At 38.5% G+C, this 22533-nt stretch carries 24 protein-coding genes; 12 read left to right on the top strand and 12 right to left on the bottom strand.

The window, feature by feature from the left end:
• Window positions 1-102 precede the first annotated feature (102 nt).
• The 3 genes from AC1M9J_RS02585 to mdh all read left to right on the top strand — a co-directional run bounded on the left by AC1M9J_RS02585 (window position 103) and on the right by mdh (window position 3428).
• Complete coding sequence (locus AC1M9J_RS02585; protein WP_481951820.1) at window positions 103-933, top strand: SDR family oxidoreductase; 831 nt, start codon at window positions 103-105, stop codon at window positions 931-933.
• 51 nt (window positions 934-984) lie between these two features.
• Entirely contained in the window at window positions 985-1950 is a 966-nt protein-coding gene (locus AC1M9J_RS02580; protein WP_481951819.1) for an alpha/beta hydrolase, read from the top strand.
• Between the two features lie 305 nt (window positions 1951-2255).
• On the top strand, window positions 2256-3428 hold the full coding sequence (gene mdh, locus AC1M9J_RS02575) for an iron-dependent methanol dehydrogenase (RefSeq protein ID WP_035263769.1): 1173 nt from the start codon (window positions 2256-2258) through the stop codon (window positions 3426-3428).
• Between the two features lie 202 nt (window positions 3429-3630).
• Here mdh and AC1M9J_RS02570 read toward each other — a convergent pair whose 3' ends face one another.
• Entirely contained in the window at window positions 3631-4806 is a 1176-nt protein-coding gene (locus AC1M9J_RS02570) for a sigma-54-dependent transcriptional regulator family protein (protein ID WP_481595370.1), read from the bottom strand.
• A gap of 204 nt (window positions 4807-5010) precedes the next feature.
• Here AC1M9J_RS02570 and exaC point away from each other — a divergent pair, with 204 nt between their 5' ends.
• Window positions 5011-6522: an acetaldehyde dehydrogenase ExaC gene (exaC, locus tag AC1M9J_RS02565; RefSeq protein ID WP_481595371.1), complete on the top strand. Its 1512-nt coding sequence runs from the start codon at window positions 5011-5013 to the stop codon at window positions 6520-6522.
• A gap of 59 nt (window positions 6523-6581) precedes the next feature.
• On the opposite strand, the gene AC1M9J_RS02560 is transcribed toward exaC, so the two are convergent.
• From AC1M9J_RS02560 to AC1M9J_RS02550, 3 genes are all read right to left on the bottom strand, one after another.
• The gene (locus tag AC1M9J_RS02560) at window positions 6582-7634 is read right to left on the bottom strand and encodes an NAD(P)-dependent alcohol dehydrogenase (protein WP_481595372.1); all 1053 of its coding nucleotides are present in this window, start codon (window positions 7632-7634) and stop codon (window positions 6582-6584) included.
• Between the two features lie 101 nt (window positions 7635-7735).
• Complete coding sequence (locus AC1M9J_RS02555; protein WP_481951818.1) at window positions 7736-8338, bottom strand: 2-hydroxychromene-2-carboxylate isomerase; 603 nt, start codon at window positions 8336-8338, stop codon at window positions 7736-7738.
• A 22-nt stretch (window positions 8339-8360) separates the two neighbouring features.
• The gene (locus AC1M9J_RS02550) at window positions 8361-9131 is read right to left on the bottom strand and encodes an SDR family oxidoreductase (RefSeq protein ID WP_035263780.1); all 771 of its coding nucleotides are present in this window, start codon (window positions 9129-9131) and stop codon (window positions 8361-8363) included.
• 86 nt (window positions 9132-9217) lie between these two features.
• On the opposite strand from AC1M9J_RS02550, the gene AC1M9J_RS02545 reads away from it, so the two are divergent.
• The 3 genes from AC1M9J_RS02545 (at window position 9218) to AC1M9J_RS02535 (ending at window position 11301) form a co-directional block, all read left to right on the top strand.
• Window positions 9218-9790, top strand: coding sequence for a TetR/AcrR family transcriptional regulator (locus AC1M9J_RS02545; RefSeq protein WP_481595374.1), 573 nt, complete (start codon window positions 9218-9220; stop codon window positions 9788-9790).
• Window positions 9791-9878: 88 nt separating this feature from the next.
• Window positions 9879-10580, top strand: coding sequence for a glutamine amidotransferase (locus tag AC1M9J_RS02540; RefSeq protein ID WP_481595375.1), 702 nt, complete (start codon window positions 9879-9881; stop codon window positions 10578-10580).
• A 94-nt stretch (window positions 10581-10674) separates the two neighbouring features.
• Window positions 10675-11301 carry a LysE family transporter gene (locus AC1M9J_RS02535; RefSeq protein ID WP_035263786.1) on the top strand — a complete coding sequence of 209 codons (627 nt, stop codon included), beginning with the start codon at window positions 10675-10677 and terminating at the stop codon, window positions 11299-11301.
• Between the two features lie 47 nt (window positions 11302-11348).
• Here AC1M9J_RS02535 and AC1M9J_RS02530 read toward each other — a convergent pair whose 3' ends face one another.
• Window positions 11349-11936, bottom strand: a complete 588-nt coding sequence (locus AC1M9J_RS02530) for a YceI family protein (protein ID WP_481595376.1) — start codon at window positions 11934-11936, stop codon at window positions 11349-11351.
• A gap of 330 nt (window positions 11937-12266) precedes the next feature.
• Here AC1M9J_RS02530 and AC1M9J_RS02525 point away from each other — a divergent pair, with 330 nt between their 5' ends.
• Window positions 12267-12794, top strand: coding sequence for a nuclear transport factor 2 family protein (locus AC1M9J_RS02525; protein WP_481595377.1), 528 nt, complete (start codon window positions 12267-12269; stop codon window positions 12792-12794).
• 59 nt (window positions 12795-12853) lie between these two features.
• Here the strand turns inward: AC1M9J_RS02525 and AC1M9J_RS02520 are convergent, their stop codons facing one another.
• Together AC1M9J_RS02520 and tkt are read right to left on the bottom strand one after the other, a co-directional pair.
• A complete protein-coding gene (locus AC1M9J_RS02520) occupies window positions 12854-13069 on the bottom strand; it encodes a hypothetical protein (RefSeq protein ID WP_035263790.1) in 216 nt (71 codons plus the stop codon).
• Window positions 13070-13183: 114 nt separating this feature from the next.
• Window positions 13184-15172 carry a transketolase gene (gene tkt / locus AC1M9J_RS02515; RefSeq protein ID WP_481589912.1) on the bottom strand — a complete coding sequence of 663 codons (1989 nt, stop codon included), beginning with the start codon at window positions 15170-15172 and terminating at the stop codon, window positions 13184-13186.
• Between the two features lie 443 nt (window positions 15173-15615).
• Here tkt and metK point away from each other — a divergent pair, with 443 nt between their 5' ends.
• A complete protein-coding gene (gene metK, locus AC1M9J_RS02510; protein WP_035263794.1) occupies window positions 15616-16782 on the top strand; it encodes a methionine adenosyltransferase in 1167 nt (388 codons plus the stop codon).
• A 45-nt stretch (window positions 16783-16827) separates the two neighbouring features.
• On the opposite strand, the gene AC1M9J_RS02505 is transcribed toward metK, so the two are convergent.
• Complete coding sequence (locus AC1M9J_RS02505) at window positions 16828-17070, bottom strand: hypothetical protein (protein WP_035263796.1); 243 nt, start codon at window positions 17068-17070, stop codon at window positions 16828-16830.
• A gap of 307 nt (window positions 17071-17377) precedes the next feature.
• Here AC1M9J_RS02505 and AC1M9J_RS02500 point away from each other — a divergent pair, with 307 nt between their 5' ends.
• Complete coding sequence (locus AC1M9J_RS02500; RefSeq protein ID WP_035263798.1) at window positions 17378-17587, top strand: hypothetical protein; 210 nt, start codon at window positions 17378-17380, stop codon at window positions 17585-17587.
• Here the strand turns inward: AC1M9J_RS02500 and AC1M9J_RS02495 are convergent.
• Complete coding sequence (locus tag AC1M9J_RS02495; protein WP_179998148.1) at window positions 17531-18172, bottom strand: LysE family transporter; 642 nt, start codon at window positions 18170-18172, stop codon at window positions 17531-17533. The genes AC1M9J_RS02500 and AC1M9J_RS02495 overlap by 57 nt on opposite strands.
• 106 nt (window positions 18173-18278) lie before the next feature.
• Complete coding sequence (locus AC1M9J_RS02490) at window positions 18279-18863, bottom strand: FxsA family protein (protein ID WP_481951817.1); 585 nt, start codon at window positions 18861-18863, stop codon at window positions 18279-18281.
• A 122-nt stretch (window positions 18864-18985) separates the two neighbouring features.
• On the opposite strand from AC1M9J_RS02490, the gene ruvC reads away from it, so the two are divergent.
• Window positions 18986-19531 carry a crossover junction endodeoxyribonuclease RuvC gene (ruvC, locus tag AC1M9J_RS02485; RefSeq protein WP_035263804.1) on the top strand — a complete coding sequence of 182 codons (546 nt, stop codon included), beginning with the start codon at window positions 18986-18988 and terminating at the stop codon, window positions 19529-19531.
• Window positions 19532-19554: 23 nt separating this feature from the next.
• Here ruvC and AC1M9J_RS02480 read toward each other — a convergent pair whose 3' ends face one another.
• Both AC1M9J_RS02480 and AC1M9J_RS02475 read right to left on the bottom strand, forming a co-directional pair.
• Window positions 19555-19833 carry an acylphosphatase gene (locus AC1M9J_RS02480; RefSeq protein ID WP_092766403.1) on the bottom strand — a complete coding sequence of 93 codons (279 nt, stop codon included), beginning with the start codon at window positions 19831-19833 and terminating at the stop codon, window positions 19555-19557.
• A 15-nt stretch (window positions 19834-19848) separates the two neighbouring features.
• Window positions 19849-21360, bottom strand: coding sequence for an NAD(P)H-hydrate dehydratase (locus AC1M9J_RS02475; RefSeq protein ID WP_481951816.1), 1512 nt, complete (start codon window positions 21358-21360; stop codon window positions 19849-19851).
• A gap of 20 nt (window positions 21361-21380) precedes the next feature.
• On the opposite strand from AC1M9J_RS02475, the gene queG reads away from it, so the two are divergent.
• Window positions 21381-22484 carry a tRNA epoxyqueuosine(34) reductase QueG gene (queG, locus tag AC1M9J_RS02470; protein ID WP_481588239.1) on the top strand — a complete coding sequence of 368 codons (1104 nt, stop codon included), beginning with the start codon at window positions 21381-21383 and terminating at the stop codon, window positions 22482-22484.
• The last annotated feature ends 49 nt before the right edge of the window (window positions 22485-22533 follow it).

The raw sequence follows: 22533 nt of genomic DNA, 5'->3' as shown, positions 1-22533 counted from the left end.
TCGTATCATGCAACAATTATATGAAAATTTCTTGAAAGTAGGTTTGACTCACTGCTCTGACTGTATTAAAACAATCTCATACTAAGAACTTTAGAGACAATAATGAAAACAGTGGTGATTACAGGTGCAAATACAGGAATTGGATTAGCGACAGCAAAAAAATTTGTTGAAGATGGTCATCATGTCGTACTTGCCTGTCGTAATTTGGATAAAGCTCAGAAAGCTAAAGCAGAAATCAGCACCAAAGGTCATGGTCAAATTGATATTGTAGAATTAGATTTAAATGATTTAAATCAAGTCAAATCTGCAGCACAAACTTTAAAAGAAAAATATTCACAGATTGATATTTTGGTCAACAATGCAGGTCTAATCACGCCTAAATTAGAAGAAACGGCTAATGGTTTTGAAAAACAAATAGGTGTCAATTATCTAGGACATTTTGTGTGGACAATACAATTGTTACCTTTACTTCAAAACGCGCCTTCAGGCCGTATCATTCATCTTGCATCCATGATGCATGTTCTGGGTAAAATTGACACACATCAATTTAAATTTCATTCTGTTAAAAAATATAACGGTGTACTCAGCTATGGAAATAGTAAATTAGCAAATTTACTATTTAGTCATGCCTTAGCTGAAAAGCTCAAAGGCACATCTATCACCAGTAATGCAATTCATCCAGGTGGTGTGGATTCCGAAATTTATCGCGAGCTTCCTAACTATCAATATCGCGCTTTAAAATTGTTCTTAATCTCACCCAACAAACCAGCAAATCTTATTCATCAAATTGCGTTATCACCTGAATGGTCTAAGAAAACAGGTCAATACAAAAGTTTGCAAACACCAGCTTTTCAATCTGCACATGCGAAGAATCGTAGTTTAGCTCAGCGATTGTTTGACGAGACAGAACAACTTTTAAAAGAATATTTATAGTCAATATAAACAATTTTGAATCAGGGAATGAATCAATAGATGATCGAAAAAATGAGTGCTGAGACCACGCTACAATACCAACCCGACATTTTAGGTGAAAAATTTGAGCAACATATTTTCAAATTTTCGCCTGATTATGATGGTGAGGTTATTGCAACATTAGTACGTCGTCCATCAGATATTCCATCAACTAAAGCTGTACTGTATATCCATGGCTTTATTGATTATTTCTTTCAACAAGAAATGGCGAAAAAATTTAATGCCCAAGGTTTTCAGTTTTACGCCATTGACCTTAGAAAATACGGTAGATCACTACTTCCGCATCAAAAACCTTATTTTGTGAAAGACCTAACCGAATATGATGAAGATATTCATGCCGCATTGAATACAATTCAAAGTGAAGGAAATGAATCGGTATTATTATGCGGTCATTCTACAGGCGGTTTAACTGCCACTTATTTTTCAATTCGACACCCTGATCATCCATTGATTAAAGCAATCTGGGCCAACAGCCCATTTTATGATTTCAATATGAATGTATTAAAAAAGAAATATGCGCTTCCAATGATTGCAAAATTAGCTCAGCAATTTCCGTTGATGCAATTACCAAGTGAATTAAATAAGTTTTACGTGAAGAGTTTGCACGAAAATTTGAACGGTGAATGGAGTTTTGATCTCAAGCTTAAACCTAAAACCTACACCAAAGTGTATTTGAGTTTTATTGGTGCTGTTGTGAAAGCACAACAGAAAATTCAATCTGGTCCTAAAATTTCAGTTCCGCTCCTTGTTATGCACTCAAGTCGCACGACCAATCCGAAGAAATACAACATTGATGCTCAGACCTCTGATGTGATTTTAGATGTAAAAGCTATCGAAAAATCTGCAAAAGCATTACAAGGTGATGTCACTGTAATGACAATTAAAGATGGCCTGCATGATTTGGTTCTTTCAAAAAAACTGGTTCGTCAGCAAGTATATGACCAACTCTTTGCTTGGCTTTCTTCAAAAAATCTATAAATTCTGTTCATCAAAGACCTCATTTTACTGGTCTTGATTGTTAATGTGTAATGATCAAGCTTAAGAGGCCTTCACTTGGTCATACAATATTTCTATTCTTACCTCCCCATCTCTTCACAGACCTTTGCTACCAATCTCCTTTTTCACCCATTTGAAATATTATTTCTTATTTGCTGTATCTTGTTTTAAGCCATGGAGAAATTGGGTTGGTGTTTGGTAGGTACACATCTTCTCAAGCGTGTCCAATACTGCAAACACGGTAAATATCACCGAACACAACAATAAATGGTAAAAGGAATCTCACCATGGCTTTTAAAAATATTGCAGACCAAACAAACGGTTTTTATATCCCTTGTGTTTCACTTTTCGGACCAGGTAGTGCTAAAGAAGTTGGAAGCAAAGCTCAAAATTTGGGCGCTAAAAAAGCACTGATTGTGACTGATGCAGGTTTATACAAATTTGGTGTCGCAGATATCATCGCTGGCTATTTAAAAGAAGCGCAAGTGGAGAGCTACATATTTGCTGGTGCCGAGCCTAATCCGACTGATATTAATGTCCACGATGGTGTGGAAGCCTACAATAATAATGCTTGTGATTTTATTATTTCTTTAGGTGGTGGCTCTTCACATGATTGTGCTAAAGGTATTGGTTTAGTGACTGCAGGTGGTGGGCACATTCGCGACTATGAAGGAATCGATAAAAGTACCGTCCCGATGACACCTCTTATTGCAATCAACACAACTGCAGGAACTGCTTCGGAAATGACGCGTTTCTGTATTATTACCAATACAGAAACTCATGTAAAAATGGCAATCGTCGATTGGCGTTGCACTCCACTCATTGCCATAGATGATCCTAAACTGATGATCGCAAAACCTGCAGCATTGACAGCTGCAACAGGTATGGATGCGCTTACTCATGCCGTCGAAGCCTATGTTTCAACAGCAGCAAACCCAATTACAGATGCCTGTGCTGAAAAAGCCATCAGCATGATCAGTCAATGGCTGAGTCCTGCGGTTGCTAATGGTGAGAATATTGAAGCACGTGATGCAATGAGTTATGCACAATATTTGGCAGGCATGGCATTTAATAACGCCTCTCTAGGTTATGTACATGCCATGGCTCACCAATTAGGCGGTTTTTATAATCTTCCGCATGGTGTGTGTAACGCGATTTTACTCCCACATGTCTGTGAGTTCAACTTAATTGCCTGCCCTGATCGTTATGCCAAAATAGCTGAATTAATGGGTGTAAATATTGAAGGATTAACCATTAATGAAGCTGCATATGCAGCAATTGATGCGATAAAAATCCTCTCTCAATCTATTGGCATTCCAACAGGATTAAAAGAGCTTTCGGTTAAAGAGGAAGATTTAGAAGTGATGGCTCAAAATGCACAAAAAGATGCCTGCATGCTCACTAACCCACGTAAAGCAGATCTCCAACAAGTCATCAACATTTTTAAAGCTGCAATGTAAACTTTTGAGTTGCTAGATCTAAAAGAGAATCTGGATACACTTCAGATTCTCTTTTTTACTCTTTGATTCTCAATCGAATCTGATAGTGCATTACATCAGGAACGGCGGCGTTAAATTTTTGTAGGTATAAATAAATGAGGATAAAATACGTTAACAATACGAAGAATATGCTTTAGGCCGCTGTGTTTTACTTTAATTCGGCTCAATTACGATAGTGCTGTAAAAGTTGTTGCGTTGAATAATCTTGCGGTGACAACTCCATTAAACGCTCCATTGCATCAACTGCATCAGGATTTCGTGCAATGTATTTTAAAAGCACTTCAACATCACAATAGTTAAAAATTGCTTCACTCAAACGCGAATCTAAACAATTTCGCCAAGAACATAAGAATGGGCTTTCTGTTTTTGCGAGCATTACACCATTGACCTGCTGTAAAGCTTTATCAATAAATCCAACGTCTAAAGCATTTTCGATTCGGAGGAAATCAGCCTCAATATGAGCCAGTAATTTATAGGGTCTTGAGCCTAACATTCCACCCAATAAATCTCGAAGCTGCGACATTTCAGCTTTTAAAGTTCCCATGCTTACCTTTCGCTCCCCATACAAAGCTTGATGAAGCGAATCTAAGCTAAGCCCTTGAGGACATAATGCCAATATTGTCAAAATTTCAATCTGTCTAGGTGTAACCACCAAGGTACGTCCGTTAAATATGACTTGAGGAATTCCAAAGGTACGAATAAATAAATGTTGGCGTTGATAATTCAGTAATGCTGATTGTATTAAAGATGCACAACGTTCTGCTGCGAGTAGTCCAAAACTATTGTGATGATCCCATGTCGTTGATAAATCTAATACACCAATGAGTTGCTTCGAAAATGGATCAACAATTGGTGCTGCATAGCACACCCAATCATGAATAGACTCCATATAGTGTTCATTTGAAAACACACAACTTGATTTTTCAGTTTTCAAGGTTAATGCTAAAGCATTGGTTCCAACCACTTCCTCCCGCCATTGACCGCCTTCAATAAAGTGAACACGTTCTGCAGCCTTACGCATTTGTTGACTAGCTTCCGTCCAAATAATGGTGCTGTTGATATCGCCTACCGCAAGTACCATAGATGATTGTTGTGCAACATGTTTTAACTCTTGTTCACATATTTTCAATGCTTGATTTAGGCTGTTACTTTCAACAGTACTCGTTGTGATCAACGGCGCTACCATTCGCTCTTTCGGAATTTCTGCCAACTTCGATCTTTGCCAAGACTTTAAAATATGCTGACCAAGTTGTTTCGCCTGTACAGTTGAAAGACTGATTTTCTCTCTAAGTGTTTCTATTTGTTGTCTTTGCTTGATAAGAGTCTGCATTGAGTTCATTCCTTATTATCTCAACATTTCCCAATATGCATATGTTGTACTTATTATAGTTATAGTATTTGTTGATCAGTTGTAAACCTTCATCATTCCAACCTTTTTCCAACCTTATTGTGGTTATGTTAACTCATCAATAATAGAAGATATCTAATACCAAAGACGAAGATATTTTCCATAACTTTACAGCACAACCAAAGGATGGACACTATGCGCTACGCTGATCCCAATCAACCAGATTCTAAAGTTCAATTTAAAGCACAATACGAAAATTTCATTGGTGGGAGATGGGTTCCTCCAGTAAAAGGTGAGTATTTTGATAATCTTTCTCCCGTAGATGGGAAAGTTTTTACTCGAGTTCCCCGTTCTTCAGTCGAGGATATTGAACTCGCTTTGGACGCAGCTCATGCCGCTAAAACTGAATGGAACAAAACGTCTGCAACAACTCGCTCTAACATTTTATTAAAAATAGCAGATCGCTTAGAAGAGAATCTAGAATTACTTGCTGTGGCAGAAACATGGGACAATGGTAAACCTATCCGTGAAACCTTAGCTGCAGATATTCCACTGTGTATTGACCATTTCCGCTATTTTGCTGGCTGTATCCGCGCACAAGAAGGTGGTATTTCAGAAATCGATGAAGATACTATCGCTTACCATTTTCATGAGCCGTTGGGTGTCGTTGGACAGATTATTCCATGGAACTTTCCGATTTTAATGGCGGCGTGGAAACTTGCGCCTGCATTAGCAGCGGGGAACTGTATTGTCTTAAAACCAGCTGAGCAAACTCCTGTCAGTATTCTAGTTTTAGTTGAACTGATACAAGATATTTTACCACCAGGTGTGCTGAATATCGTCAATGGTTATGGTGTTGAAGTAGGACGCCCTCTTGCCACAAATCCACGTATTTCAAAAATTGCATTTACTGGCTCAACTGCGGTTGGTCAATTAATTATGCAATATGCCACCGAAAATATTATTCCAGTGACATTAGAACTGGGTGGCAAATCTCCAAATATTTTCTTCGAAGACATCATGGATAAGGATGATGAATATCTAGATAAAGCGCTTGAAGGTTTTGCCATGTTTGCCCTGAATCAGGGAGAAATTTGTACTTGTCCATCACGCGCTTTAGTCCAGGAAAGTATTGCAGATAAATTCTTAGAGATGGCTGTAGAGCGCGTGAAGCGAATTAAAACGGGACATCCACTTGATACAGAAACCATGATTGGTGCTCAAGCCTCGCAAGAGCAACAAGATAAAATTTTAGGTTGTATTGCGACAGGTCGTGAAGAAGGTGCTCAAATTCTTACGGGTGGTCAAGCTCGTGAAGAAATTGGACAAGGTTTTTATATTGAGCCGACTATTTTCAAAGGCAATAACAGCATGAAAACATTCCAAGAAGAAATTTTTGGACCAGTTTTGGCTGTGACAACATTTAAAGATTTCGACGATGCCATCAAAATTGCCAATGACACCATTTATGGATTAGGTGCTGGTGTTTGGTCTCGATCAGCGCATACTTCATATCGTGCAGGACGTGCAATTCAATCAGGTCGAGTCTGGACAAATTGCTACCATATCTACCCTGCTCATGCTGCTTTTGGCGGTTATAAAAAATCAGGGATTGGTCGTGAAAATCATAAAATGATGCTGGATCATTACCAACAAACTAAAAATTTATTGGTGAGTTACTCTACTAAACCAATGGGTTTCTTCTAAAACAAAAGCTAAAGAAGCGGCAGATTGCCGCTTCTTTTCTGCTACAGGAGTTTAATGGATTAGCTGGCTTGTAGACTTTTCATATCAATCACAAAACGATATTTCACATCACTTTGAAGCATTCGCTCAAATGCCTCATTAATATTTTGCATATCAATGACTTCTACATCCGACACGATATTGTGCTCACCACAAAAATCAAGTAGTTCTTGAGTTTCTTGAATCCCACCAATCACCGATCCTGCGATTGATTTTCTTCCCATAATCATGGGTACGGAATTGCTGCTAAATTCTCCGAGATAGCCTACCAATACTAGTGTCCCACTCAATGCAAGTGTCGGAATATAAGGCTTTAGATCATGATCATATGGCACAGTATCAATAATTAAATCGAACTGATTTTTCACTGATTTCATTTGTGTTGGATCTGTTGATAACACGACATGATCTGCACCTAAATCACGTGCATCCTGTTCTTTATTTGCTGATCGTGTAAATAAAGTCACTTCTGCACCAAGTGCATGAGCAAGTTTAATCGCCATATGACCTAAACCACCGAGTCCAACAACAGCCACTTTAGAGCCTTCACCGACATTCCAATGCTTTAATGGCGACCATGTCGTGATCCCAGCACATAAGATGGGTGCAATGGATTGTGTATCTAAATTTTCAGGTACTTTCAATACAAAATCTTGGCTCGCAATGATCGTTTGTGCGTAGCCACCATAAGTAGATGTTTGATCATGACGATCTAAACTACCATACGTTTGTGTATTGCCAGCTTCACAATATTGCTCCAAACCTTGGTGACAAGCTGAACAAGTACGACATGAATCTACCATACACCCGATTCCGACCAGATCTCCAACCTTAAACTTCGTTACAGATGTTCCGATGCTTTTTACACGACCAATTACTTCATGACCCGGTACAATTGGGTAACGACTAAATCCCCAATCATTACGCGCTTGGTGTAAGTCAGAATGACATACACCGCAGTATTCAATATCAATAATGACATCATCGGGGCGAGCTTGACGTTGCTGGAAAGTATATGGAACCAATGGACTTTTAGAATCAAGCGCTGCGTAAGCTAAAACATTATGGGTCATCGTGACTCCCTCAAGCTGTTAATTTCGTACTCTCTTATTCGTTATATCACATCAATATTTTTAATAAATTTAGCTGAGTCTCAATCCAATTTCTTTTTCACTTATTTTTGTAATTCGCGCTCTACAAAATGCAAGCGATCTTGTCCCCAATACATATTTTCCCGTACAAAAAATGTAGGTGCTCCGAATACCCCTCGTTGTACGGCATTGTTTGTTTCATCAATCAATTTTTGTTTTACCACCGGATCTTGGCTTAAATCCAAAAGTTGCTGACCGTCGATTGCATCACCTTGAAATAAATTTATCAGAACTTCTGGATCGGCTAAATTCAAGGGCTTTCTAAACATCGCATCAAAAAGCTTGGTCAAAATCACTTCAAAATATTCATTATGATAGATTTTGACTCCCGTTAACATACGCATTAAAGTCAATGTATTCATTGGAAAATATGGATTCATCTGCATCGGGATCTGATAATAATCTGACCAACGACTTAAGTCTTGCATTGAATAGATCCCTTTAACAGGCACCTCAATTGGACTCTTGTTACCAGTCGACTTAAAAATTCCACCCAATAAAATTGGTGTGTAATCAATCACTGCATTATATTTTTTGGTGATTTCTTGTACCTTATAAAAAGCCAAATAACTAAATGGACTGCCAAGATCGAAATAAAATTCAACTTTTTGTTGTTGTGTAGTCATGTCTTATCCTTATTAAATATGATTACCACTGTTCAGACCATGGTCGCAAATCCAATTCATGTGTCCAAGCATCTCGTGGTTGATGAGCAATATGCCAATAGTTATCAGCTATATGTTGAGGATTCAAAATACCGTCATGCTGTTTTTTTTCATACAAATGAGGGAAAGTATCTTTAATAAAATCAGTATCAATCGCCCCATCAATAATGATGTGCGCAACATGAATATGATGAGGCCCTAACTCTTTTGCCATACTTTGGGCTAAGGCTCTTAACGCATGTTTAGCGCCAGCAAAAGCGCTGAAATATGATGAACCACGGATGCTTGCTGTTGCACCAGTGAAAATGATAGTGCCGCGCTGCCTTGCGACCATCCGTTTAGCTACTTCACGACCATTTAAAAAAGCACTAAAACAAGCCATTTCCCAGATTTTAAAATATTTACGTGCTGTTTCTTCTAGAATGCTACACGGCACATTTGCTCCAATATTAAAAACCAATACTTCTATCTGACCAATGTCACGTTCAATTGTGTCAATCAGTTGAATCACTTGATCTTCTTTTCTTGCATCTGAAGCAAATCCATAAGCTTTACCACCGTGTGCTTCAATCTCTCGGATAACAAGTGCAAGCTTGTCTGCATTGCGTCGAGTCATACAAGCAGTATATCCACCTCGTGCAAAGCGTTTTGCGATCTCACTGCCTGTGGCATCTCCTGCACCAATGATCAGTGCGACCTTGTTATATGTTGATTTTTCTTCTGAATGATTAATTTCTGACTGCTGATCGTTCATCACCTCTCCATTAAATAACGATCGTTATTATAACGATCACTATGTTATAGTTTTGAGGCACAGTCAATGGTTATTGAATATTCAATATGAGATATAAAGCAGGATACAAAGAAGAAAAACGTCGCGAAATTTTAAAAACCAGTGGTGAACTCGCAAAAAAACAAGGTTTTAACAATACTGGGGTTGATGGTTTTATGCACGCTGCAAATATGACCAGCGGCGCTTTCTATTCTCACTTTTCTTCAAAAAACGACTTATTTAAAGCCTTAATCGAATCTGAAATCGGAGCAAGTATTCAACAGTGGGAAATGAATCCTCATCAAGATCCAGAATCTTGGTTAGATTTTGAAATGAACCGATATCTTTCTCTATTACACGTTCAACACCCAGAAAAAGGCTGTGTTTTACCCTCACTTGCTGCTGAAGTTTCACGCGCTGATGCTGACATTAAACAATGTTTTGAAAAAGAACTTCAGCGTGGTTACAAACTATTTGCGCAGCATGCTCCAGAACCTGATTTCGCTTGGGCCATACTCTGTCAAATGGTGGGCTCCGTACTATTAGCGCGTGGAGTTCAAGATGAACGCTTAAAAAAAGATATTCTCAATTCTAGTCTAGCGATGCTTAAGAAATTATTAAAAAAAGAGATTGCGAAATAAATCGTTTTATATTGTTTTATGGACGAAACCTTAGTTCCAAAAGTTCTATACTATAATCTCCTCATCATTCTTTTAAGAACGTCACATCATGAGAAAGCTTCCTGAAACAGTATATGCAATACAGCATTTAGCCTTTGAAGATCTAGGTTCTTTTGAGGAGACACTATATCAACTGGGTTATCGGGTCAGATATTTTGATGCAGGTGTGGATGATCTTTCAGTAGCCTTAAAGTACGAAGGTCTGACCATTATTTTGGGTGGACCGATTGGTGTTTATGAGACAGAAGATTACCCTTTCCTACAAACAGAAATAGACTTACTTAAAGAAAGATTAAAACTCCAACGCCCTACGCTTGGCATCTGTCTAGGTGCTCAACTCATTTCAAAAGCCTTGGGCGGTGCAGTATATGCTGGCCACACTAAAGAAATTGGCTGGAGTACGGTAGATATTATAAATGAGCAAGACAACGTTCTAAATTCTTTAAATGGTGTGCCAGTTTTGCATTGGCATGGTGATACCTTTGATCTTCCCGCGCAATCGAAACTTCTGGCGAGCACTCAAATTTATAAAAATCAGGCTTTTCAAGTTGGATCTAATATTTTAGCACTCCAGTTCCATCCTGAAGTGACCTCAGATAGTTTAGAGAAATGGTTGATTGGTCATACTTGCGAATTGCGTAAAGCGGGTATAGATATTACTCAATTACGTGCAGATAACCATCGTTATGCTGAAAAACTTGAATCTGTGGCAGGTTCAATCTTAAGCCGTTTTATTGAACAGATTAAATGATTTTGATTTGATTGCCTTCAACCCAACTGTAGATCAGGATATTGGATTGTGCTATACCTAAATTCAATATCCAAAAATTATAATGAAGATATAAATGTCACCACTGTTCAGTTTAGCCATCATTCATTTCTTTGCACTTATTAGTCCTGGACCAGATTTTTTATTTGTCACGCAAAGTGCGGTTCGACAGTCTCGCATACATGCACTTTTTGCAGCATTAGGAATTTCTCTTAGTATTTTAGTTTGGGCAATTTGTGCTATGAGTGGATTACACTATCTATTCCAAAAAATGGCTTGGCTCCAAACAATTATGATGATTTTAGGAGGGGTTTATCTCATTTATTTAGGCATTCAACTCTTTAAATCAGGGCTAACGAAATTAGAACCTGCTTCAGCTTACGTTACAAAAGGCATAGTCAAGAAAAAATACAGTTCTTTACTGATTCAAGGCTTTCTCACCAATATGGCAAATCCTAAAGCATTAGTTTACTTCAGTAGTGTTTTCGCGCTTGCGATGAATAGTGATGCAACTCTGATACAGCAGAGTTCACTGTTAATGTTAATTTTTGTTGAAAGCTTGATTTGGTTTGCGATAGTTGCTTTTATTTTTTCTGCTAAACAAGTAAACACAATATATCAAAAAATCAGCAAGAAGATTGATCTTATAACAGGTAGTATTTTTATCAGTTTTGGATGTTTCTTAATTTTTAATCGTGATTAAAAAAGCACCCGTAGGTGCTTTCTAAAATGTACTGTTTTTGAAGAATATTATTTCTTATCAGTTGCGACTGAAGCTTCAGTCGTAATATTCACCGTGATTTTGTCGCCTACATTAGGCACATATGCCCCAACACCGAATGCAGAACGGTCAAATGAAGTCGTTGCATTGAAACCAATAGACTGCGCTTTCGTCATAGGATGTTCAGCTTGTTTATTCAAAACAGCATCTAGTACGACAGGCTTAGTAACATTTTTAATCGTTAGATCACCTGTGATCTTATACTTGTTCTTACCATTTGGTTGAACTTTAGTACTTTTAAAAGTGATATTCGGATATTTTTCAGCATCAAAGAAATCTGGTTTCAATAAATGTTCATCTAATGCTTTGACATTTGTATTGATACTTGAAAGTGGAATTGTGACATTCACCGCTGAATTAGCAGGCTTTTCATTGTCTACTTTGATCGTTCCTTGGATATCGCTAAAATTACCTGATGGTGTAGAAAAGCCAAAATGATCCCAAGTAAATACTGTCGCTGTATGAGTTGGATCAATTTTATATTCAACTGGTTTAGCAAATGAAACTGTTGCTACAGAAAGCACTACGGCACTTAACGCTATTGTTTTAAAGTTCATCAATTTTTCCTCAAATTTTTTAAAACATTTATGAAATGGATAGTGAATAATGTATAGCATTCTGAAATTCTTGCATCAGTACAGATAGAACAGTTTGTTGCAAGATTAGAACGCACCTTAAGAAGGTGTCACTTTTATCAAATCAATTTGATCAGATTATGACTATCACTTGTGTATAGATCATGTTTTTCATCTTTAAGCTTTCTCCTAATAAGCAGTTAACATCAACACATATCTTAAATATGAGATTAAATTAAACATTTATACAATATACTAATATTTTGTCTCATTTATAATACTAAAATTACCACTTTGAACTGGAGAATAATGATGAGTGAACAACAACAAGCGATTGATAAAGCGCTTAAAACTAAAGCACCTAAAGATGTCGTATTGGCTTTTTTATATAATACTGATAAATCAAGAGTAGCGATTGCTTCAGAAAAGTTAGTGGCTAAAGATGCCATTTATACTTCGCTAAATTTTAATAATCCTGAACTTAAACAAATTGAACCTTGGGCTGGTACTTCTACAGGTCGTGATGTCTACATTTATACTTTTTCTAATGTCGGAACTTATTGGACGATCGATGATTTTCAAATCACAGATATTTTAGCTGAAGATGAAACAGTGGCTGTATTCGGTCAATTTACTTATACATCTGTTTACGCTAAGCGCACTTTTACTTCACCTTTTTCAATTAAAGCAATAGTTAAAGATGGCTTAATCACGTATTTCCAGTTTATGGAAGATACTTATGCTTCAGCAGCATCTTTCAGAGTAAGTGGTGAATGGACAATTCAACAAAATGCTGATCCAAAATTAAATTTTACCGTGTCAGAAACTACGGCTAATTAACTGTAAAATAATAAAAATAGGCTATTAAAAAAGCCTCATAGGAGGCTTTTTTATGACTGTTAAAGCTTTTCAATCAGAATACGATCAATCTGTTTTAATCCTGAAGTTTTTTCACGATTTTTTCGACGTACTTTAATGATTTTCTCTTCTGCCATATCTTGTAGCAATAACTCTACTGCTACCATCGCTTCAAGTGGTAAGTCTTCACCAATCCACTTTTGCTCACCCGCATCCATTAAAGTAATTTCATCACTAATTTGCTCATACAAACTCATTGCGCTACTCACTTCCAATCTGAAATCTAGGGAATGAATGTATCTATATAGATACATAAAAATAAAAAGACGCCCCACAGTTGGGACGCCTTTTAAAACACTTAATTCTAAGAATTAAGCAGTAATTTCTTTCACTGCTGCGACAACTGCTTCAGTCGTAATACCGAAGTGTTGGAACAAATCTTTCGCTGGTGCAGATTCACCATACGTAGTCATACCAATCACACGACCATCAAGACCTACAAATTTCCACCAGTAATCTACATGTGCTGCTTCTACAGCAACACGTGCACGAATGTTAGATGGAAGAACTGCCTCACGATAAGCCGCATCTTGCTTAACAAATTCTTCAGCACATGGCATAGACACAACACGCACACCTTCAAGCTGTGCATAAGCTTCCATTGCCAATGCAACTTCTGAACCTGTTGCAATGATAATCGCTTTCAATTCGCCTTTTTCTTCAGCCAATACATAACCACCTTTCGCAACATCAGCAATTTGTGCTTCTGTGCGTGTTTGGAATGCTAAGTTTTGACGAGAGAAGATCAACGCAGTTGGGCCTTCAGAACGTGTTAACGCAGATTTCCAAGAAATTGCTGCTTCAACTGTGTCACATGGGCGCCATGTGTTGAGGTTTGGTGTACCACGTAAAGATGCGATTTGTTCAATTGGTTGGTGTGTTGGACCATCTTCACCCAAACCAATAGAATCGTGTGTGTAAACATGAATCACACGTTGTTTCATCAATGCAGACATACGTACTGCGTTACGTGCATATTCCATAAACATGAGGAATGTTGCTACGTAAGGAATGAACCCACCGTGAAGTGCAACACCGTTTGCGATTGCAGTCATACCGAACTCACGTACGCCATAGTGTACGTAGTTACCTGCAGCATTGTCTTGAACGCCTTGTGCGCCTTTCCAAAGTGTTAAGTTAGAACCTGCTAAGTCAGCAGAACCACCTAAGATTTCAGACAGCATTGGGGCAAATGCTTGGATTGCATTTTGGCTTGCTTTACGTGTTGCGATGGTTTCAGCTTTTGCGTTTACTTCAGCAATATACGCATCGGCTTTTGCAACGAAGTCAGCAGGTAATTCACCGCTTAAACGACGTTTAAGATCAGCCGCTTCAGTTGGATATTTTGCTTCATATTGTGCAAATACTTCGTTCCAAGCTGCTTCTGCTTGTTGACCTTTTTCTTTAGCGTCCCATGCAGCATAAACGTCAGCAGGAATTTCGAATGGACCTTCAGTCCAACCCAACGCTTCACGTGTTAATGCGATTTCGTCGTTACCCAGTGGTGCACCATGGCAATCTTCTTTACCTTGTTTGTTTGGTGAACCTAAACCAATAATCGTTTTACAGATAATGATTGTTGGTTTCTTCGTTTCAGCTTTAGCTTCTAAAGTTGCCGCACGTAATGCATCTGCATCGTGACCATCAACTTTCAATACTTGCCAGCCATAAGCTAAGAAGCGTTGTTCTGTGTCATCAGAGAACCAACCTTCTACTTCACCATCAATTGAAATACCATTGTCGTCATAGTAAGCAATTAATTTACCTAGACCCAAAGTACCTGCCAATGAACATGCTTCATGAGAAACACCTTCCATTAAACAGCCGTCACCTAAGAAACAGTAAGTGAAATGATCAACGACTTTAATGTCTTCTTTGTTGAATTGCGCTGCTAAGGTTTTTTCAGCCAAAGCAAAACCGACAGCATTCGCGATACCCTGCCCTAATGGACCAGTAGTTGTTTCGATACCAGGTGCATAACCTAATTCTGGGTGACCCGGTGTTTTAGAATGCAATTGACGGAATGCTTTTAAATCTTCAATTGAAAGATCATAGCCAGTCAAATGTAATAATGCATATTGAAGCATTGAGCCATGACCATTTGATAATACAAAACGGTCGCGGTTAGCCCACTGAGGGTTTGTCGGATTGTGATTTAAGAATTCACGCCATACAACATCAGCAATATCAGCCATCCCCATTGGTGCACCTGGATGTCCAGAATTTGCTTTTTGCACAGCATCCATTGCAAGTACACGAATTGCGTTAGCAATGCGACGTTCATTCAGCGGGGTTGTCATAGATCAGTGTCCGATAAATTAAAGATGGGAAATGAATAAAATTCAAAAACTGGGTGTATTGTCTTAAAAAAATCAAACAGCGTAAAGCCCAGAAACGTATATTTCAGCCCTAAAGCGAAAAAATTCATACAATGCGAGTCGGTTTTACCAATATTCAATTCAATCCAATATTTTTTAGTCGCTTGGCCTTTTTTTAAAGTACTGATGTTGAATCATATATTCATATTCTTTCGTACCCACTTAAGCTGTTTTTTATTTCAGCTCAGTCTTAAAAAGAATAAGTCTTATACAAAAGTTTTCACTTATCAATTTAACAGATGATGATATCAATTAAAAAAACACAAAAATGACATAAATTCATGCTTTTTAGTCAGGTTAAGCTAGTCCTTAACGTTAAGTCGATGTACCATATTGCGTCTTTAGAAATAACTGTGATAGGACTTATGCGCGAGTACGCTGTATTTACTTCAGAATCTGTAAGCGAAGGCCATCCAGATAAAATGGCTGACCAAATCAGTGATGCTATTTTGGATGCAATCTTAAAAGAAGACCCATATGCACGGGTTGCTTGTGAAACGCTTGTAAAAACAGGTGCTGTTGTTCTTGCAGGTGAAATCACAACAACTGCAAATGTAGACTTTGAAGCAATTGTACGCCAAACCGTAAATGGCATTGGATACCATCATTCTGATTTAGGTTTCGATGGTTCAACTTGTGCTGTTATCAACATGATTGGCAAACAATCTCCTGAAATTGCTCAAGGTGTAGATCGTCAAAAACCTGAAGATCAAGGTGCTGGCGATCAGGGCTTAATGTTTGGCTACGCAAGTCGCGAAACAGATGTTTTAATGCCTGCTCCTATTTCGTATGCGCACCGTCTTATGGAAAAACAAGCAGAACTTCGTCGTAACGGAAGTCTGCCATGGTTACGTCCAGATGCGAAAAGCCAAGTGACTTTTGCATATGAAAATGGCGTACCTGTTCGTTTAGATGCGGTCGTATTATCGACTCAACACGATCCTGAGATTTCACAGACTGATTTAAAAGAAGCTGTCATTGAAGAAATCGTGAAAAAAGTGATTCCAGCAGATATGTTCCATGCGGATACCAAATTCCACATCAACCCTACGGGTATGTTTGTGATTGGTGGTCCAGTCGGTGACTGTGGTTTAACAGGTCGTAAAATCATTGTAGATACATATGGTGGTATGGCTCGTCACGGTGGCGGTGCTTTCTCTGGTAAAGATCCATCTAAAGTAGACCGCTCTGCTGCTTATGCTGGTCGATATGTTGCAAAAAATATTGTTGCCGCTGGTTTAGCCGATAAATGTGAAATTCAAGTGTCTTATGCGATTGGTGTTGCTGAACCAACATCTATCTCAATCAATACATTCAATACTGCTAAGGTTTCTGAAGAATTGATTATTGCATTGGTACGTGAGCATTTCGATTTACGTCCATATGGAATTACACGTATGTTGAATCTCATTCAACCGATGTATAAGCAAACTGCTGCATATGGTCACTTTGGTCGTGAAGGTTCTGATACTGCATTCACTTGGGAAAAGACAGACAAGGTTGAAGCGCTTAAAGCATCAGCTGGTTTGTAATTTCCAAATAAAAAAGCCCACATCAATGTGGGCTTTTTTATAGATTCAATTTGCTTTATCACTTTGATGAAGCGTGTCCAAAAACGACTGCTTCACAGGGACATTTTGGTTATCTTGTAAATATAAATGGGCCACTTTAAACACAATGGCTGCGGCTAAACACGCAATGATACAAAATATCCAAAAACCATAAGGTGTTCTGATATTTTGTGATCCGCATTCAGAACACACTTTGTCTGTCGAAGCAACCACCTTGTCGCAACACGCACAATGATACTGATACAGCATACTCATCCTCCCGATTTGACTGTCTTTTTATTTTTATCTACATCACCTTAGAGGCTAATATTTATACTATATAAGCCTTCACCAATAATCAACCTCATGATGTAGCTATAAAACAGCAACCATCTATGTCTTCATTCAATATCTTGTATTATCAGATATCTATATGAATTTTTTTTGACAACCTGCTCTATCATTCTTTTTTCTTCTAGAGATTATCCATATTTTATTCACGCACTCGCCCATCATATCCGCATGGAAATCATAAATTGAAGTAAAATAAACGTAGTGAAAAAATGATGATATGACTATGGTTCAATTAATTAAGAAAGGCGGCTTGAGAGAAAGAGCAAACAGAAGTCGCTCTTATCAAGGTTCTGAAAATACTGAAGCAACTTTGCGACCAAGACGTTATCAGCAAGACACGCTCGTTCTGACTCAAACAGAAGAGTTAGATCAGGATTCAGTTAAGCAAAATAAGCGCATCTATCCACAACCAGACTGCAAAGATCAAAAATAGACCACCCGATGCCATATCTATGTAATGCCCTGAACGCTGGTAGAGCTGTTTAATTTTAGGTCGTGCTAAAACGACCATCAAAAACGTAAAGGTTAAAAACGTTTGAATCGGAATAATGACTGCCAGTTGTATTTTCAACATCTCTGGTGCTGAAGCAGTTAAGGCAAGTGAAAATACACTACTAAAATAAATCAGTGTTTTAGGATTGGATAGGTTTGTAAACAACCCCATCAGAAAGTATTTTTCAGCTTTTAAAGGTAACTGATTTTCATCAATTGCATCAAGTTTGAAAGACTTATAGGTTTGCCAACCACCCTTTAGCATCGCCCAGCCCATTTTTGCCAAAAATAAACCACCGACTAACATTAAGACTTGTTGAATCCATGGGAATTGGGCAATCAAAAGTGCAAAACCTGATAAAGTTAAAATCACCCAAAATAAAATTCCAATAGAAATACCTAAAATAACTTTCAACGTGTTTGCGATTGTGGTTGACGCTGCGCATTTGGCAATCAACAAAATATCAGGTCCAGGACTCAATTGAGCAACAAGATGTAGGACACAGATGGTAAGTAATAGAGACATAAATCAAAAATGAATAAAAATTGTTTGAATTATACTGTTTTTTAGAAAAATCGAGATACAAAAATAAAAAAACCAGACATTACATCTGGTTTTGAACATGCGCAATTTACTTTTGATTAACGTCTTTCATTTCAATTTTCTTTGCTTCAGGTGTAATTTCTCTTGCTTCACCATCAATGATAGTAGAGTCATTTGAACCACGACCGTGCTGCTGGCTTTGCATTTCTTGCATTTGGCGCATTAAATCTGCAAATGGATTCTGACCATTTGCTTGACCACCCATGCCGCCCATATCTCCCATCATACCACCCATCATTTTTTCCATCATGACTTGCTGACGCTTCATCATGGTTTTCATCATCACCGCTTTAAATGCTGTTTGAACAGGTGGAATTAGAATAAGTAAGGCGAATAGATCGGAAATTAACCCCGGAATCAAAAGGAAAATACCCGCAATAATTTTAGGTAAGTTATTGGTCAAATTCGGATCAGCACTCATATGACCTTGTTGCATTTGCTGCATCTGTGGCATTAAACCTGATGCATGAGAACGAACCATATTTAAACCAATAAAGAATGCAGCAATAAACCAGCAGAATACATACCACATACTTCCGACTAGATCACCCACACCGACCCATACGAAGATTTCAAGGACTATACCGATTAAAACAATAAGAGCTAATTTCATGAAATGTAATCTAATCTCAAAAATTTAAATATAGGGTCGTAATCATCTGCTCAATCTGTATCAAGCTTTTTTCATACGCTTATGTAACAATATGGGCATTATTTTATTTTTAAAGTCATGGAATGTCATTAATTATCGGAATTGATCCTGGTTCACGTCTAACAGGTTACGGTATTATTCAAAAAGAGGGGCAAAAACTCACTTTTGTTGATGCTGGAACAATTCGCACTGAAACACCTGACATGCCTGAGCGTCTAAAACGAATTTTTTCAGGCATTGAAAGAATCGTTAAATTTCATGGTCCTACCGAAGCTGCTGTGGAACAGGTATTTATGGCGGTCAATCCTGACTCTGCCTTAAAACTTGGTCAAGCACGCGGTGCAGCTATAGCGGCATTGGTCAATTTAGATCTACAAGTGGCTGAATATACTGCGCGTCAAATTAAACAATCTGTTGTTGGCTATGGCGCTGCTGATAAAGAACAGGTTCAAATGATGGTTATGCGCATACTTAATTTAAGTATTAAACCACAAGCCGATGCTGCAGATGCACTTGCCGCAGCAATTTGCCATGCACATGCCTCTGGCAGTATGAGTAAATTGGCTGTCTTAAATGCTTTAGGTGGAATGGCACGTGGACGAAGCCGCAGCAGTAGTCGTCGACGTTAAAAGTCTCTCGACACTCAATGCACTTATTGGCGAATTTGAAAGTTATCGAAATCACGCTCTTTGATGTCAATTAAGTCTTCATAGAAGATTTGCTTAACTTTACTATTATGAGGCCCTGCCATGGCCAGTTTGATCATGTCATTTACATCTTTATATGTGCCAACAATGATAGCTTCCACATCCCCATTATCCATATTTTTAACGTAACCAGTTAAATGTAACTTTAAGGCTTGTTCCATAAACCAGCGACGAAATCCGACCCCTTGAACAAGACCTTGTATCGTTAATTTTAAATATCGCATATCTATCCCTGAATTTTATTTTAGATTTACTATTTGATAAATCGCTTGAGCCATATTCTGAGCTAACAAACCACGTTCACCCTGTTGAGCCAATACATCACCTGCCATGGCATGTAAGTTAACAATTTCATGAAGTTGAATGGAATTAGACAATTGTCCTTTAAGACTAGCAATCATTCCTGCAAGGATATCCCCCATTCCACCTGTACCCATTCCTGGATTACCTTGGGTGCAAATCCAAATGGTTTGCTGCGCGTCAATCGTTAAACTTCCTGCACCTTTTAATACCCATTCACCAGCATACAGTGTTTGTAATCGTTTAATTGCTTTGATGCGGTCATGCTCAACTTCCGCCACGCTAGAGTGTAAAAGTTTTGCAGCCTCACCAGGATGTGGCGTTGCGTAAGTACTCTCATTGAGTCGAATGGGCTTTTCAGATAAGAACCACAATGCATCAGCATCGAGTACAGTAGGTTTGTTCGTAGAGGACAGAATACTCATCCATTGATCATATTGCTCAGCTGCCCAATCATCACGTCCCAACCCCATTCCAAAACAAATCGAATCGACTTGCTGTAGCAAATTTTTTCGTTGTGATGGATCGAAACGATTAATATCCTGCACCATTACATTGGGAGATCGTGACAAAATTGCTGAATGATGTTTAGCATCACACACGATCGTGACTTTACCCGCCCCAGCGGCAAATGCAGCTTCAGCCGCCATAATCACCGCACCTCCCATTTGTGCATGACCGCCAATCACGAGCACATGCCCATACGTTCCTTTATGTCCTGTAGAGTGTCGTCGCGGCAAAATTGTTTTGACTGGGCTTAATCGGGCCACAGGTTTTAAATCTGAGTCACATGGTAAAATGGGAATGAGTTTTAGATGTCCTATAAAATCCTGTGCACGCCCTACAAATTGCCCTACCTTATATGCGAGTGCGGTAAGAGTATGCTGAGCATGAATAGCCATTGGTAATGGTTGACCTGTATTTGCATCTAAACCGCTCGGCATATCAATCGCAATTTTGACGCCGTCTTGCTCATTAATATGATGGATAATTCTCTGCCAGTCTTCACTTAAAGTACGATTAATTCCAATTCCAAACAATGCATCAATATAGACATCATAACCCTTACAATGGTTCAGATCGGTGAACTGCTTAAGTGGTATGGATTGACTCATTTTATAAGCACTCTGCAAGGAGTCAGCCGAGTGATGATCGACTTGTGAAAAAGAAAAAATATCGATTTCTAGATTTTGGTTGAATGAACAATGTCGTGATAAAGAGTGCTGTGCTAAATAGTACGTAACAAGATAACCATCCCCTGCATTATTTCCTTTGCCGCAGCAGACTGCGATACGGATTTTCTTTTTTTCTATACCTTGAAGAATTGTGATGATTTCTTGTGCCATCATCCAAGCAACTTGCTGCATAAGACCAAAAGCACTATTTTGATCGTCAAACCAGCGCTGTTCCCAAGCTTGTATCTCACTGCTGTGATAAACTTGTTGATGCATTATCGTTCCTTTTTTTATTTATGACTCAATCTCTCTCATCTATACCAGCTCGTATTCCAACACAGCAATTTGATCCTCATGCGCTTAAAGCTTGGATTAAATCTCAAGCATTGGAATTGGGCTTCGCTGATTGTGTCATTGCCCGACCTGATGCTCAAGATGAATTACCTCGATTAAAAGCATATTTAGATCAAGGATTTCATGGTGACATGAAGTTCCTCGAAGAAAATTTGGAAAAACGTGCTAATCCAACACTGTTGGTTCCCCATACAAAAAGTATTATCTGCGTCAGAATGAATTATTTGGTTGAACGACCTCAACCTCGAACAGTACCTGATTTCCCTAATTCTGCCGTTATTGCGCGATATGCACGCGGACGGGATTACCATAAAACCATGCGCGGTAAATTAAAAACACTTTCAAACCTTATTCGTGAAAAAGTCGGTCCGTTTGAATCAAGACCTTTCGCCGATTCAGCCCCTATTTTTGAAAAATCACTCGCTGAATCTGCAGGTATGGGTTGGACAGGTAAACATACCCTGCTCATCCACAAAAAATCGGGTTCGTTTTTTGTACTCGGTGAACTGTTTAGTTCTCTTGAATTACCCTTTGACGAGCCTGCCAGTGCACATTGCGGATCATGTACAGCATGTATTGATATTTGTCCAACGCAGGCGATTGTAGCGCCATATCAATTAGATGCCCGAAAATGTATTGCCTATCTGACCATTGAATACCAAGGGGTGATTCCTGAAGAACTACGCCGTGGCATAGGTAATCGCGTATTTGGATGTGATGATTGCCAGCTGATTTGTCCTTGGAATAGTTTCGCACAAACCACAACGGTTACTGATTTCCATCCCCGTCATGGGCTGGATCGTCTTTCTTTAATGGAATTATGGCAATGGGACGAAGCAACATTCTTAGCCAACACAGAAGGCAGTCCACTGCGTAGAACAGGCTATGAAAGCTTTATGCGGAATATTGCGATTGGAATCGGGAATGCACCCTATCATCCAAACAATATTGAGCAATTGATACTAAAAAGAAATCAGTCTAGTGAGATTGTGCAAATCCATATTGACTGGGCAGTACAAGAACAACACTCAAAAAGAAACAATTAACACTACTTTTCCAAGATGACTTGACAAGACAAAATCATCATTTTGAGCA

Source organism: Acinetobacter sp. ANC_7588, assembly GCF_056783995.1.
The sequence above is the reverse complement of the archived record's forward strand: the minus strand, read 5'-3'. Positions and strand labels throughout refer to the sequence as shown.